Annotated in this window: 16 protein-coding genes and 3 pseudogenes; 5 read left to right on the top strand and 14 right to left on the bottom strand. The window is 63.7% G+C overall.

The features are described from left to right. Nucleotides 1-364: 364 nt before the first annotated feature. The 4 genes and pseudogenes from ispF to HX613_RS19140 form a co-directional block, all read right to left on the bottom strand. Nucleotides 365-889 carry a 2-C-methyl-D-erythritol 2,4-cyclodiphosphate synthase gene (gene ispF, locus HX613_RS19125; protein WP_235346791.1) on the bottom strand — a complete coding sequence of 175 codons (525 nt, stop codon included), beginning with the start codon at nucleotides 887-889 and terminating at the stop codon, nucleotides 365-367. Then, entirely contained in the window at nucleotides 886-1,326 is a 441-nt protein-coding gene (locus HX613_RS19130) for an IspD/TarI family cytidylyltransferase (protein ID WP_235346804.1), read from the bottom strand. The genes ispF and HX613_RS19130 overlap by 4 nt, the downstream gene beginning before the upstream one ends. Nucleotides 1,327-1,472: 146 nt before the next feature. Further along, a pseudogene (locus HX613_RS19135) lies at nucleotides 1,473-1,847 on the bottom strand (IspD/TarI family cytidylyltransferase); the annotation flags it as partial. A gap of 41 nt (nucleotides 1,848-1,888) precedes the next feature. After that, complete coding sequence (locus tag HX613_RS19140; RefSeq protein WP_009883639.1) at nucleotides 1,889-2,371, bottom strand: CarD family transcriptional regulator; 483 nt, start codon at nucleotides 2,369-2,371, stop codon at nucleotides 1,889-1,891. Nucleotides 2,372-2,679: 308 nt separating this feature from the next. Between HX613_RS19140 and HX613_RS19145 the strand changes: the two genes are divergently transcribed. Further along, nucleotides 2,680-3,264: a hypothetical protein gene (locus HX613_RS19145; protein WP_235346793.1), complete on the top strand. Its 585-nt coding sequence runs from the start codon at nucleotides 2,680-2,682 to the stop codon at nucleotides 3,262-3,264. Nucleotides 3,265-3,417: 153 nt separating this feature from the next. Here HX613_RS19145 and HX613_RS19150 read toward each other — a convergent pair whose 3' ends face one another. Together HX613_RS19150 and HX613_RS19155 are read right to left on the bottom strand one after the other, a co-directional pair. Then, nucleotides 3,418-4,101: a response regulator gene (locus tag HX613_RS19150; protein WP_204233162.1), complete on the bottom strand. Its 684-nt coding sequence runs from the start codon at nucleotides 4,099-4,101 to the stop codon at nucleotides 3,418-3,420. Beyond that, nucleotides 4,098-5,477 carry a sensor histidine kinase gene (locus HX613_RS19155; protein ID WP_235346794.1) on the bottom strand — a complete coding sequence of 460 codons (1,380 nt, stop codon included), beginning with the start codon at nucleotides 5,475-5,477 and terminating at the stop codon, nucleotides 4,098-4,100. Before HX613_RS19155 ends, HX613_RS19150 begins: the two co-directional genes overlap by 4 nt. Before the next feature lie 216 nt (nucleotides 5,478-5,693). On the opposite strand from HX613_RS19155, the gene phoU reads away from it, so the two are divergent. Continuing rightward, on the top strand, nucleotides 5,694-6,356 hold the full coding sequence (phoU, locus tag HX613_RS19160; RefSeq protein WP_235346795.1) for a phosphate signaling complex protein PhoU: 663 nt from the start codon (nucleotides 5,694-5,696) through the stop codon (nucleotides 6,354-6,356). Between the two features lie 20 nt (nucleotides 6,357-6,376). On the opposite strand, the gene HX613_RS19165 is transcribed toward phoU, so the two are convergent. Next, complete coding sequence (locus HX613_RS19165; protein WP_235344668.1) at nucleotides 6,377-7,327, bottom strand: EamA family transporter; 951 nt, start codon at nucleotides 7,325-7,327, stop codon at nucleotides 6,377-6,379. Between the two features lie 71 nt (nucleotides 7,328-7,398). Here HX613_RS19165 and HX613_RS19170 point away from each other — a divergent pair, with 71 nt between their 5' ends. Continuing rightward, nucleotides 7,399-8,376: a LysR family transcriptional regulator gene (locus HX613_RS19170; RefSeq protein ID WP_235346805.1), complete on the top strand. Its 978-nt coding sequence runs from the start codon at nucleotides 7,399-7,401 to the stop codon at nucleotides 8,374-8,376. Here HX613_RS19170 and HX613_RS19175 read toward each other — a convergent pair. Then, nucleotides 8,352-9,095 carry a phosphoglyceromutase gene (locus tag HX613_RS19175; RefSeq protein ID WP_235344665.1) on the bottom strand — a complete coding sequence of 248 codons (744 nt, stop codon included), beginning with the start codon at nucleotides 9,093-9,095 and terminating at the stop codon, nucleotides 8,352-8,354. The genes HX613_RS19170 and HX613_RS19175 overlap by 25 nt on opposite strands. Before the next feature lie 390 nt (nucleotides 9,096-9,485). Beyond that, a complete protein-coding gene (locus tag HX613_RS19180; protein WP_235346806.1) occupies nucleotides 9,486-9,719 on the bottom strand; it encodes a hypothetical protein in 234 nt (77 codons plus the stop codon). A gap of 128 nt (nucleotides 9,720-9,847) precedes the next feature. On the opposite strand from HX613_RS19180, the pseudogene HX613_RS19185 reads away from it, so the two are divergent. Beyond that, nucleotides 9,848-10,494 (top strand): annotated as a pseudogene (locus HX613_RS19185) (2,3-bisphosphoglycerate-dependent phosphoglycerate mutase). A 70-nt stretch (nucleotides 10,495-10,564) separates the two neighbouring features. Here HX613_RS19185 and HX613_RS19190 read toward each other — a convergent pair. The 3 genes from HX613_RS19190 to HX613_RS19200 are packed head-to-tail and all read right to left on the bottom strand — an operon-like array spanning nucleotide 10,565 to nucleotide 11,538. Continuing rightward, entirely contained in the window at nucleotides 10,565-10,969 is a 405-nt protein-coding gene (locus HX613_RS19190) for a LysR substrate-binding domain-containing protein (protein ID WP_328284998.1), read from the bottom strand. A 9-nt stretch (nucleotides 10,970-10,978) separates the two neighbouring features. Beyond that, on the bottom strand, nucleotides 10,979-11,134 hold the full coding sequence (locus tag HX613_RS19195) for a hypothetical protein (protein WP_235346808.1): 156 nt from the start codon (nucleotides 11,132-11,134) through the stop codon (nucleotides 10,979-10,981). A gap of 41 nt (nucleotides 11,135-11,175) precedes the next feature. After that, nucleotides 11,176-11,538 carry a hypothetical protein gene (locus HX613_RS19200; RefSeq protein WP_235346809.1) on the bottom strand — a complete coding sequence of 121 codons (363 nt, stop codon included), beginning with the start codon at nucleotides 11,536-11,538 and terminating at the stop codon, nucleotides 11,176-11,178. Between the two features lie 67 nt (nucleotides 11,539-11,605). On the opposite strand from HX613_RS19200, the gene HX613_RS19205 reads away from it, so the two are divergent. After that, nucleotides 11,606-12,121 (top strand): EamA family transporter, encoded by a 516-nt coding sequence (locus HX613_RS19205; protein WP_235346810.1) that lies wholly within the window; start codon nucleotides 11,606-11,608, stop codon nucleotides 12,119-12,121. Nucleotides 12,122-12,575: 454 nt separating this feature from the next. Here HX613_RS19205 and HX613_RS22835 read toward each other — a convergent pair whose 3' ends face one another. Further along, the gene (locus HX613_RS22835) at nucleotides 12,576-12,800 is read right to left on the bottom strand and encodes a PhoU domain-containing protein (RefSeq protein ID WP_235344669.1); all 225 of its coding nucleotides are present in this window, start codon (nucleotides 12,798-12,800) and stop codon (nucleotides 12,576-12,578) included. A 187-nt stretch (nucleotides 12,801-12,987) separates the two neighbouring features. Beyond that, nucleotides 12,988-13,155, bottom strand: a pseudogene (locus HX613_RS22840) (PhoU domain-containing protein); the annotation flags it as partial. Nucleotides 13,156-13,580 lie beyond the last annotated feature (425 nt).

A 13,580-nucleotide genomic window follows, 5' to 3' on the forward strand; every position in this document is an offset into this window, starting at 1 on the left:
CCGAACTCACCGCAGCCCAATCGACCACGGTCACCCCGGCGTGCAGGGAGGTCGCAGCACGCGGAGACCGCTGGGCCAGGCACAGGTTCTCGACGCACTGGGCCTGTGCCCGGCACCAGTTCCCGACGCACTGGGCTCTGCCTGAGCACGGGTTCCCGGGTCCACCGGCCGGTTCCCGAAGGAGCGCACCCGTCTCGGATATGCGGCGCTTCGCGCCTGCACTGCATCTGAGTTCGAACTGTCCGACCGTGAGACGACGATCGCTTCGTGTCGTCGGCCGAACAGCGCCGCGGCTGCGAGGCCGATCGCCCCGGCCCCTTGGAACACGACCTTCATTCGCTGCTCACTGCCGTCTCGACGCTGCTCACTGCTGTCTCGGCGCTGCCACCGACGCGTCGTCGCGCGCAACGGGATAGACAAGAGCATTCGCGATGGCTGCGACTCCTTCGCCGCGCCCCGTCAGACCGAGCGCATCGGTCGTCGTCCCGGACACCGATACGTCGGCCCCAGCAGCCGACGACAGTGCCTGCTGAGCATCGAGCCGCCTCGAGCCGATCTTCGGGCGGTTGCCGATGACCTGGACGGAGACATTGCCGATCTCGAAACCTGCCGCACGGACCTGTCGTGCGGCCTCGGCGAGGAGAGCGACACCGGAGGCACCGGCGAACTCGGGCCGGTCGACACCGAAATGCTGACCCAGATCGCCGATTCCCGCGGCAGAGAACAGCGCATCACAGCAGGCATGGGCGGCAACGTCGGAATCGGAATGACCTTCGAGCCCACGTTCACCGGGCCAGTTCAGACCCGCGACCCAGAGTTCACGCTCGGGATCGCCGGAATAGGCGTGTACGTCGACTCCGATGCCGGTACGCGGAATCACCATGGTCATCGTCGCTGCTCTCCTTCGCTCGCTGCGTTCTGCCTTTCCCCCGCATACCGAGTCGCTTCCGCATCGATAGACGCCGACTCCCGCTGCGCCGCATACCGAGTCGCTTCCGCATCCCGCTGCGTCGCGATGTGCTCACCGAGTACGAGGTCGAGCGGGTAGGTGATCTTCAGTGCTTCCTCGTCACCGTCAACGGCGACGACATCGACACCGAGGCGCTCGACGAGACCCGCATCATCCGTGGCTGCAGGGCCTCCCGGTCCCGAGGCGGCCAGATCGTCTTCGTATTTCTCGTGTGCTCGACGCAGGGTGCTGGCAGTGAAACCCTGAGGAGTTTGGACGCGGCGCAGTCGCGAACGGTCAAGATCGCCGTGGAGGACCTCAACGGTTGGTAACTTCTGGTCGTTCTCAGCACCGGATTCGACCACAACTCTTGCCAACCGTCTGCGTCAGGCTGCGACTGAGGTGCCCGGGGCCCGTCGTTCGTGGCGGGACGGTGATCGTTCATGGTGGGACGGTGGTCCGAGCTCACTGCGGGGCGACTCTCCACGCGGCGCACGGTGTCGGTCATGGGCAGGACCGGGACGACCGCCTCGGCGCCGGCGCGGACAGCATCGGCCACACTCCGGAAGACCTCGGAGGGTGTCAGCGCCCGGGCGGCATCGTGGACCAGCACGATGTCTGCGTCACCTGCATATTTCAAGGCTATTTGCACGGATTCGATTCGGTCTTCTCCGCCTGCTACAGATGTGATTCGCATTCCCGAAATACTGGACTCCGAATCTTTCGCACCCGATTGTGAAATGGAATCGATTTCATTGCGGACACGCATTAAAAACTCCTCGGGAGCGGCAACCACAATTGTGGAAGCAACTCCCGAGGAGATGATCGTCTCAAGACTGCGAGCCAGAAGGCTCTTCCCGTTCAGCCGGACGAGGGCCTTCGGGTCTGCACTGCCCAAGCGCGTTCCCGACCCTGCGGCCGGGACGATGACGCAGATATTCAGGACGCGAGCACTTCGTCCAGAATGGCCTCGGCCTCGGATTCCTCTTTCTTCTCAGCCAATGCGAGTTCGGAAACGAGGATCTGACGGGCCTTGGACAACATGCGCTTCTCACCGGTCGACAAGCCGCGGTCCTGCTCGCGACGCCAGAGGTCACGAACGACTTCGGCAACCTTGATCACGTCGCCGGACTGCAGCTTCTCAAGATTCGCCTTGTAGCGACGAGACCAGTTCGTGGGCTCTTCGACGAATTCCGCGCGGAGGACGTTGAATACCTTCTCAACACCCTCTTCACCGACGACATCTCGCACACCGACGAGGTCGCAGTTCTCCGCAGGAACCTCGATCACTAGATCACCATGGGCGACCTGGAGCTTGAGATACAGTTTCTCCTCACCTTTAATGGTTCGTTTCTTGATATCTTGGATTGTCGCTGCACCGTGATGTGGATAGACAACTGTGTCGCCGACCTCGAAACTCATATTCTCTTCAAACCCCTTTCGCGGACTTCCAGTTTACCATGAGGCGCGCCACAGAAATCATTCAGGCTGCGGATTCTTCGTGCTAGGCTCCGCTGCGCGGTTTGCCGAACGCGGGCTGATCTCAGGCGATGCCGAGGTTCTCGCGGCCAAAACCCCTCCCACCAGGCCTGGGCTCCCTCGGAGTTCCCACCGCGGCCCTGTCGGAGTTCTCACCGCATGAACTTGTCTCGCCCCATTCCGGGTTCTACGGCCGGTCAAAAACCGGGTAGTATACAGATTGATCTTGTATTGCCACTTCAAGGAGCACAATGAAACGGCACAACCGCGCGGCACTCGCAGTTGCCGCACTCGCTCTCGTCATTCCCGTCAGCGGATGTGCAAGCCTGCTGTCACCTCACCAGACCGCCGAGTACCACTACAACGCCGGTGACGGTGCCTGGGGATCGGTCGGAGACGTCGAGGTCCGCGGTCTGATGCTCATCATGGACGAGTCCGGCAAGGGCCCAGCCCAGTTGTTCTTCACACTCATCAACAAGGGCGATTCCACTGCCAAGGTGTCCCTGGACGTCGGCGGGAAGACGACCACCGAGTCGGTCAAGGCCGGCGAAACCTTCGTGCAGGACCCGGAGAGCTCGGCGTCGACGTCATCGAAGCCGGTCATCGTGGACAGCCTCAAGGCGAAGCCCGGCGACCTGGCCGACGTCACCGTCAAGGTCGGCAGCGACGAGAAGACGATCCGGACTCAGGTCCTGTCGAATTCCCTGCCGTACTACGAAGAGTACGTACCGACCGAAAAACCATCGGAGTCACCCAGCGAGGATGCCTCTCAGCCCGGCGAAGACGCATCGCAGTCCGGCGAGCAGGGCGAGTCAGCCACTGGCATCAACGGCTGAGTCCAGCCGCACGAGAGAGCCGAATAACTCAAGGAGCCGCCCACACGATGTGGGCGGCTCCTTCTGCGTCATTTGTGAGTCTCTCGGCGCAGGTACCGTGAGGGCCCCGCTCCGGAGCCAGGCCATGCTGGCGCAGGTACCGTGAGAGAGTGGTCAGGCTTCGAACTTGTAACCGAGTCCGCGCACCGTGGTGAGCAGGCGCGGCTCCGAGGGGTTCTGCTCGACCTTGGCACGCAGACGCTTGACGTGGACGTCGAGGGTCTTCGTGTCGCCGACGTAGTCTTCTCCCCAGATCCGATCGATGAGCTGGCCGCGTGTCATCACTCGACCGGAGTTGCGTATGAGGATCTCGAGCAGCTCGAACTCCTTCAGCGGCATCGACAGCTCTTCGCCGCGGACGCTGACGACGTGACGTTCGACATCGATGCGGACTCCCCCGGCCTCGAGTACCGACTCGTCGTCGAAGGCTTCGGATTCGACGTTGCGGCGCAGCACCGCTCGCACCCTGGCCAGCAGCTCCCGGGAGGAGTAGGGCTTGGTCACGTAGTCGTCTGCGCCGAGCTCGAGTCCCACCACCTTGTCGATCTCCGAGTCCTTGGCCGTGAGCATGATGATCGGCACACTGGACTTCGCACGCAGCTCTCGGCATACCTCGGTGCCGGAGACTCCCGGCAGCATGAGGTCGAGCAGAACGAGATCGGCGCCGTTGCGGTCGAACTCTGCGAGAGCCTTCAAACCGTCATCGGCAACTGTCACCTCATATCCTTCTTTACCGAGCAGGTACGACAGTGGGTCCGAGAACGAATCCTCGTCCTCGACAAGCAGAATTCGAGTCACGTTGTGAGCTTCCTTTGTTCGCTTCCGGTTTTCAGAACCTGGGTTGTCTCATTCTCATTCTCCCCTGTGCTGACGCCCTTGTCATCGTCAGGGTCATGTTCGGTGACGTCACCGGCAACCGCGCCATCAGCAGCTGCGCCCTCCGTCTCTGTCTCAGCGTCTGCCTCAACCTCAGCCTTGTCGGCATCGGCTCGTGCCGAGTGCTCGAGCAGGACCCCATCCGGCGCCGAGGAGGATGCTTCGTCATCGGAGACGTTGCCTGCCAGCGGAAGCACGATGGTGAAGGTGGAACCCTTGCCGAGGCGGCTCCAGACCTTCACCTGTCCGCCGTGTGTGGCGATGATGTGCTTGACGATGCTCAGCCCCAGCCCGGTTCCACCCGTGATACGCGAACGCGCCGGGTCCACGCGGTAGAACCGTTCGAAGACGCGCTCGGTGTCCTGAGTGGAGAGACCGATGCCCTGGTCGGCGACGGAGATCTCGACGCGCTCGTCGACCAGGTCGACGCCGACGCCGATGCGAGTGCCGTCGGGTGAGTAGTTGATGGCGTTGTCGATGAGGTTGCGCACCGCATTGACGAGGAGTTCGTAGTTGCCCTCGATGAGCATTGTGCCCGGTGGCGAGACCTCGATGTGGATGTTCTTGCTCTCGGCACGCGTGCGGGCACGGTCAGCGGCATCATCGACCACCTCGGCGGCGGAGATCTTCTCCGTCGCAGACGGAGCGGTGTGGTCCTGGACGCGGGACAGGTCGATGATCTCCTGCACCAGCTGGGTCAGCCGCTTCGACTCCCGCTGCATGCGACCGCCGAAGCGTTCGACGGCCTGCGGGTCATCGGAGAAGTCGGTGACCGCCTCGGCGAGGAGGGACATCGCGCCGATGGGGGTCTTGAGTTCGTGGGAGACGTTGGCGACGAAATCTCGCCGAATGGAGTCTACGCGCTTGGACTCGGTCTGGTCGTCACAGAGGACGAGGACGAAGGCCGTGCCCAAGGGCGCCACACGAGCGTGGAGGAACCGCAGGATCGAATCCGTCTGCTCGCGCTTCTGTTCGAGTTCGATCTCTTCGATGAGGCCTCTGGAGCGGACTCTCCCGACCATGCGCAGCATCTCGGGAGAGGCGAGCGAATGGCCTCTGACCAGCCCGAATGTGTACGCGGCCGGGGATGCTTTGACGACGTCATCGCCGGCGTCGAGAACGATCGCGGCCGAGGGCAGCACAGCCAGAACCTCGGCGATGCCTTCAGGCAGGTCGTCCTCAGAATGCAGATCGGCAGCATCACGGGAGCGTTCGCTGAAGCGAAACGCCAGAATTCCCGCTATGCCCAGTCCCAGACCGACGATGCCGGTCAGGACCGCTACGATCAAGAGGTCCACGTCATCAAGCTTATGCGCAGTCTGCTCCAGAGGCGCACTGAATCGACCCCAGGACGCCGCTTTTGCCGAGGAATTCACCTGCACGCCAGACAACGTTCACCCAATGGTGTCAAGCTGACACAGTGTGCCTGTCCTGACCGGAGGGTCGTCCGCACCCAGGACGATCTCAGGCACCTCCCCTTGCACAAGATCCACGAGATTAAGGAACCGTTGTCAATGCGCGAAGTCTTCAGAAATGAGCTGGACGAGCTGGCCACGCAGCTGGTCGACATGTCTGTCAAAGTTCACGAGGCGATGCGCCTGGCGAACCAGTCCCTGCGCAGCAACGACCTCGAACTGGCCGAAAAGGTCATCGAAGCCGACGCCGTGATCGACCACATGCAGTACGCCCTCGACCAGCAGGCCGCTGAGATGCTGGCCCTGCAGGCCCCCGTCGCCGCCGACCTGCGCGCGGTCATCGGTTCGCTGCGGATGTCCGCTTCGCTCGAGCGCATGGGCGACCTGGCTCGCCACATCGCCCAGCAGGTCCGCATCCGCTACCCGGAGTCAGCGATCCCCGATCACTTCACCGAAACCTTCACCCGCATGGGCGAATCCGGAGAGAAGATCGCCGAGGCGACGGAGAACCTGCTGTCGAACCCGGGCCTGACCGCCGTGCCCACGATCAATGCGATCGACGAAGAGCTCGACGAACTGCACCTGAGCATCTTCGCCAAGCTCGCCGAGGCGCCCGCCGGGTCGCTGGCACCGCGCCACATCGCCGACGTCACCCTGCTCTCGCGCTACTACGAGCGCTTCGGCGACCACGCGGTGTCCGTGTCCCAGAAGGTCGAATACCTGCTCACCGGCAACTGGGAACCGTACCTGTCGAAGAAGTGACATACGCCTGAAGCACCGAATCAGCCCGAGGTCGACGAATGTTCGACCTCGGGCTTTTCGCTGGCGATGACTCTCCGGTGCCTCCGGTTCGTTCCGCTGATGCTGCGTGCGATGGTCTTCAGCACTCCCGTCGTGACAGCGACGCCCAGAAGCAGGAGGGCTCCGCCGACGAGCTCGGGAACGGTGGGACGGTCTCCGAGGACGAGCCAGGCCGAGAGCACACCGACCAGGGGAACCAACAGTGAGAACGGCGCCACCTGCGATGCCGGGAACCTTGCAAGCAGCGAATTCCAGATGACGTAGCCGACGAGTGAGGCACAGCCGGCGGTGTAGACGACCGAAGCCACGACTCCCCAGGTCGGGTTCGCAAGGGCGTGAGCCACCTCGGCGGGGCCGTCGACGAGTATCGAGAGCGCGAACAGCGGCACGGGGACCACGATGGCCGACCACACGGTCATCTGCACACCGTTCGTGCCCTCCTTGACTCCCCGGGCGATGACATTGCCGATCGCCCAGGACAGGGACGCGGCGAGCGCGACGAGGAAGGCGACGATCGGCACCGATGCCTGAAGGCTCAGGCCGATGACGCACAGTCCGGACAGGCCGATGAGGATGCCGATGATCTGGCGTCGACTCGGGAACTCCTTGAGCACAAGGGCCGCGACGAGCACCGTGAAGGCGGCCTGAATCTGGATGACGATCGAAGTCAGGCCCGCAGGCAGCCCGAGGAACATGGCTGTGTAGAGGAGGCCGAACTGACCGGCGGACATGAAGACGCCGATGAGGAGGATACGTCGGAAGTTCCCTCTGGGGTACTTGACGAAGAAGATCGCCGGGATCACGACGAGCGTGAAGCGGGCGGCGACGAGGAGCAGCGGTGGCCAGTCCCGCAGCCCGAAGTCGATGAAGATGAAGTTGACGCCCCAGAGAACGACGACGAGCAGGGCGAGCATGTAATGGACGGGACGCATACTTCCAGGATCCCAGCCATTGCATCAAAATTCCATTGAATATAAATGCGTGGTTTCGTTAAAATTATTTGATGATTGACACTCTCGCCCTGCGCACGCTCGTTGCTCTCGACTCGGCCGGATCCGTCACGGCGACTGCCGACGCACTCGGCTACACCTCGGCGGCCATCAGCCACCAGCTGCAGAAGCTCTCGCGCTACCTCGGCTCACCGGTCACCGAGCGCACCGGACGGGGGATCGCATTGACTCCGATGGGCCGTGAGCTCAGCCGGCGCGGCGCCGAGCTGCTCCAGGACCTCGAAAGCCTCGAGACCGACGCCCGGGCAAGGTCGGGCGAACCTCGAGGTCGGATCACGGTGGGCGGGTTCTCGACAGGCATCCGCGGAGTGCTGGTGCCATCCCTGCCGCTGCTCAAGGAGACCGCGCCGGAGCTGACGATCACCAACATCGAAGAGGAGCCCGATGAGCTCATCGACATGGTCACGGTCGGTCGGATCGACGCCTCGCTGATCTTCGACTGGCGGGAAGGTCCTCCCCAGCTGCCCTCGACGCTGAATTCCGAGCTCATCACCGTCGACCGGGCCGATATCGTCATGCATCGTGACCACCATCTGGCATCACGCCATCTGGTGACCCGGCAGGATCTCCTCCGCGAGGTCTTCGTCTCGGCACCGCGCAACGGCGTATGCCATCGCTGGCTCACCGCGCTCTTCGATCCGCTCAACGCCGAACCGCGGATCGAGTACTGGGCGATGGAGTATGACACCCAGATCGAGTTCGTCCGGGCTGTCGGGGCGCTCGCGCTGGTGCCGCGGTTGGGACGGCCGCACCTGCCTGCCGACGTCACCGTCGTCGAACTCGACGATCCGAGCATCGCCCGCTGGATCTACCTCGTGTGGCGGGCCTCGATGAGCGCATCCCCGGCGATCTCCCTTCTCCTTGAGCAGATGAGGGCGGTCGCCGAGGTGGCGGCAGGTAAGTGTGAGCCTGAGCGAGAGAGACTGAGCGTGGGAGAGTCTGAGCCTCAGCGGCCCTGGTTGGCGACCTGACCGATCGCGGCCTCTGCGGCAGCAGCGTCGAGGTAGGTGCCGCCGGGCTTGACCGGGGTGAAGTCCTCGGTCAACTCGTAGTGCAGCGGGATTCCGGTGGGAATGTTGAGGCCGGTGATATCGGCGTCGGAGATTCCGTCGAGGTGCTTGACGAGGGCACGCAGCGAATTGCCGTGGGCGACGACGAGCACGGTGCGTCCGACGGTGAGTTCGGGGACGAGCCGGTCGTACCAGTAGGGCAGGAGCCGGTCGATGACGTCGGCCAGGCATTCCGTGCGAGGCAGGGAACCGCCGAGGTTGGCGTAGCGCGGATCTCCTGCCTGCGAGAATTCGGAGGCGTCGCCGAGAGCTGGCGGCGGGGTGTCGAAGGAGCGGCGCCAGGTCATGAACTGCTCCTCGCCGAACTCCTCGCGGATCTCCTTCTTGTTCTTGCCCTGCAGCGCACCGTAGTGGCGTTCGTTGAGTCGCCAGCTGCGATGGACGTCGAGCCAGGAGAGATCGGCGGCTTCGAGCGCCAGATTCGAGGTGAGGATGGCCCGCTTGAGTCGGGAGGTGTACACGACGTCGGGGATGAGGTCGGCCTCGCGCAGGAGCTCACCGGCCCGCTGGCCCTCAGCCCGCCCCTTGTCCGTCAGGGTCACGTCGACCCAACCGGTGAACAGATTCTTCTGGTTCCATTCGCTCTCGCCGTGGCGCAGCAGGATGAGGTTATGCGTCATGCCACCATTTTTGCACGACCGTGCCGACGCGCACAGAGCTGCCCACCCTCTGGTCGAGGTGCTTCCGAGATCTTTCTCACTATTCGGCACTCGATCTTGCATCCCGATATGCCCGGATAGCCTGAACTCATGTCTGACACCCCTACGCCGCCGTCGTCGAACTCACAGCCTCAGTCGTCGAACCCGCAGCCTCCGTCGTCAAGTACACAGCCGATGACCCCGCCACCGCCGGCGGGAGGGTCATCGGCTTCCTCAGCCCCAGCAGCCGAACTCCGACCGCAGTTCGATCATCGCCGTGACGCGCTGCCGTCCTCGTCGTCATCGCAGGTGTCTCGGGTTCCTCAGCCCTGACACGTCATGAGGAGATCTCTGAGACCCAGGACGAGGGCCTCAGAACCGTGTCAGGGCTGAGGAACCCGAGGACACCTGCGATGACGACGAGGACCGGGCAGCGCCGTCACGGCGATGATCGAACTGCGGTCGGAGTTCGGCTGCTGGGGCTGAGGAGCCGATGACCCTCCCGCCGGCGGTGGCGGGGTCATCGGCTGTGTACTTGACGACGGAGGCTGCGGGTTCGACGACTGAGGCTGTGAGTTCGACGACGGCGCGTAGGGTGTCAGACATGATTCAGGCTATCCGGGCATATCGGGATGCAAGATCGAGTGCCGAATAGTGAGAAAGATCTCGGAAGCACCTCGACCAGAGGGTGGGCAGCTCTGTGCGCGTCGGCACGGTCGTGCAAAAATGGTGGCATGACGCATAACCTCATCCTGCTGCGCCACGGCGAGAGCGAATGGAACCAGAAGAATCTGTTCACCGGTTGGGTCGACGTGACCCTGACGGACAGGGGCGGGCTGAGGGCCAGCGGGCCGGTGAGCTCCTGCGCGAGGCCGACCTCATCCCCGACGTCGTGTACACCTCCCGACTCAAGCGGGCCATCCTCACCTCGAATCTGGCGCTCGAAGCCGCCGATCTCTCCTGGCTCGACGTCCATCGCAGCTGGCGACTCAACGAACGCCACTACGGTGCGCTGCAGGGCAAGAACAAGAAGGAGATCCGCGAGGAGTTCGGCGAGGAGCAGTTCATGACCTGGCGCCGCTCCTTCGACACCCCGCCGCCAGCTCTCGGCGACGCCTCCGAATTCTCGCAGGCAGGAGATCCGCGCTACGCCAACCTCGGCGGTTTCCCTGCCTCGCACGGAATGCCTGGCCGACGTCATCGACCGGCTCCTGCCCTACTGGTACGACCGGCTCGTCCCCGAACTCACCGTCGGACGCACCGTGCTCGTCGTCGCCCACGGCAATTCGCTGCGTGCCCTCGTCAAGCACCTCGACGGAATCTCCGACGCCGATATCACCGGCCTCAACATTCCCACCGAATCCCGCTGCACTACGAGTGACCGAGGACTTCACCCCGGTCAAGCCCGGCGGCACCTACCTCGACGCTGCTGCCGCAGAGGCCGCGATCGGTCAGGTCGCCAACCATGGCCGCTGAGGCTCAGACTCTCCCACGCTCAGTCTCTCTCGCTCAGGCTCACACTTACCTGCCGCCACCTCGGCGACCGCCCTCATCTGCTCAAGGAAGGGAGATCGCCGGGATGCGCTCATCGAGGCCCGCCACACGAGGTAGATCCAGCGGGCGATGCTCGGATCGTCGAGTTCGACGACGGTGACGTCGGCAGGCAGGTGCGGCCGTCCCAACCGCGGCACCAGCGCGAGCGCCCCGACAGCCCGGACGAACTCGATCTGGGTGTCATACTCCATCGCCCAGTACTCGATCCGCGGTTCGGCGTTGAGCGGATCGAAGAGCGCGGTGAGCCAGCGATGGCATAACGCCGTTGCGCGGTGCCGAGACGAAGACCTCGCGGAGGAGATCCTGCCGGGTCACCAGATGGCGTGATGCCAGATGGTGGTCACGATGCATGACGATATCGGCCGGTCGACGGTGATGAGCTCGGAATTCAGCGTCGAGGGCAGCTGGGGAGGACCTTCCCGCCAGTCGAAGATCAGCGAGGCGTCGATCCGACCGACCGTGACCATGTCGATGAGCTCATCGGGCTCCTCTTCGATGTTGGTGATCGTCAGCCCGGCGCGGTCTCCTTGAGCAGCGGCAGGGATGGCACCAGCACTCCGCGGATGCCTGTCGAGAACCCGCCCACCGTGATCCGACCTCGAGGTTCGCCCGACCTTGCCCGGGCGTCGTCCTCGAGGCTTTCGAGGTCCTGGAGCAGCTCGGCGCCGCGCCGGCTGAGCTCACGGCCCATCGGAGTCAATGCGATCCCCCGTCCGGTGCGCTCGGTGACCGGTGAGCCGAGGTAGCGCGAGAGCTTCTGCAGCTGGTGGCTGATGCCGCCGAGGTGTAGCCGAGTGCGTCGGCAGTCGCCGTGACGGATCCGGCCGAGTCGAGAGCAACGAGCGTGCGCAGGGCGAGAGTGTCCAATCATAATTTTTTAACGAACCACGCATTTATATTCAATGGAATTTTGATGCAATGGCTGGGATCCTGGAAGTATGCGTCCCGTCCATTACATGCTCGCCCTGCTCGTCGTCGTTCTCTGGGGCGTCAACTTCATCTTCATCGACTTCGGGCTGCGGGACTGGCCACCGCTGCTCCTCGTCGCCGCCCGCTTCACGCTCGTCGTGATCCCGGCGATCTTCTTCGTCAAGTACCCCAGAGGGAACTTCCGACGTATCCTCCTCATCGGCGTCTTCATGTCCGCCGGTCAGTTCGGCCTCCTCTACACAGCCATGTTCCTCGGGCTGCCTGCGGGCCTGACTTCGATCGTCATCCAGATTCAGGCCGCCTTCACGGTGCTCGTCGCGCCCTTGTTCTCAAGGAGTTCCCCGAGTCGACGCCAGATCATCGGCATCCTCATCGGCCTGTCCGGACTGTGCGTCATCGGCCTGAGCCTTCAGGCATCGGTGCCGATCGTCGCCTTCCTCGTCGCGCTCGCCGCGTCCCTGTCCTGGGCGATCGGCAATGTCATCGCCCGGGAGTCAAGGAGGGCACGAACGGTGTGCAGATGACCGTGTGGTCGGCCATCGTGGTCCCCGTGCCGCTGTTCGCGCTCTCGATACTCGTCGACGGCCCCGCCGAGGTGGCTTCACGCCCTTGCGAACCCGACCTGGGGAGTCGTGGCTTCGGTCGTCTACACCGCCGGCTGTGCCTCACTCGTCGGCTACGTCTCTGGAATTCGCTGCTTGCAAGGTTCCGGCATCGCAGGTGGCGCCGTTCTCACTGTTGGTTTCCCTGGTCGTGTGCTCTCGGCCTGGCTCGTCCTCGGAGACCGTCCCCCCGTTCCCGAGCTCGTCGGCGGAGCCCTCCTGCTTCTGGGCGTCGCTGTCACGACGGGAGTGCTGAAGACCATCGCACGCAGCATCAGCGGAACGACCGAGGCACCGGAGAGTAGGTCATCGCCAGCGAAAAGCCCGAGGTCGAACATTCGTCGACCTCGGGCTGATTCGGTGCTTCAGGCGTATGTCACTTCTTCGACAGGTACGGTTCCCAGTTGCCGGTGAGCAGGTATTCGACCTTCTGGGACACGGACACCGCGTGGTCGCCGAAGCGCTCGTAGTAGCGCGAGAGCAGGGTGACGTCGGCGATGTGGCGCGGTGCCAGCGACCCGGCGGGCGCCTCGGCGAGCTTGGCGAAGATGCTCAGGTGCAGTTCGTCGAGCTCTTCGTCGATCGCATTGATCGTGGGCACGGCGGTCAGGCCCGGGTTCGACAGCAGGTTCTCCGTCGCCTCGGGCGATCTTCTCTCCGGATTCGCCCATGCGGGTGAAGGTTTCGGTGAAGTGATCGGGGATCGCTGACTCCGGGTAGCGGATGCGGACCTGCTGGGCGATGTGGCGAGCCAGGTCGCCCATGCGCTCGAGCGAAGCGGACATCCGCAGCGAACCGATGACCGCGCGCAGGTCGGCGGCGACGGGGGCCTGCAGGGCCAGCATCTCAGCGGCCTGCTGGTCGAGGGCGTACTGCATGTGGTCGATCACGGCGTCGGCTTCGATGACCTTTTCGGCCAGTTCGAGGTCGTTGCTGCGCAGGGACTGGTTCGCCAGCGCATCGCCTCGTGAACTTTGACAGACATGTCGACCACTGCGTGGCCCAGCTCGTCCAGCTCATTTCTGAAGACTTCGCGCATTGACAACGGTTCCTTAATCTCGTGGATCTTGTGCAAGGGAGGTGCCTGAGATCGTCCTGGGTGCGGACGACCCTCCGGTCAGGACAGGCACACTGTGTCAGCTTGACACCATTGGGTGAACGTTGTCTGGCGTGCAGGTGAATTCCTCGGCAAAAGCGGCGTCCTGGGGTCGATTCAGTGCGCCTCTGGAGCAGACTGCGCATAAGCTTGATGACGTGGACCTCTTGATCGTAGCGGTCCTGACCGGCATCGTCGGTCTGGACTGGGCATAGCGGGAATTCTGGCGTTTCGCTTCAGCGAACGCTCCCGTGATGCTGCCGATCTGCATTCTGAGGACGACCT

This window comes from Brevibacterium sp. UCMA 11754 (assembly GCF_021532275.1).
Lineage (GTDB): Bacteria > Actinomycetota > Actinomycetes > Actinomycetales > Brevibacteriaceae > Brevibacterium.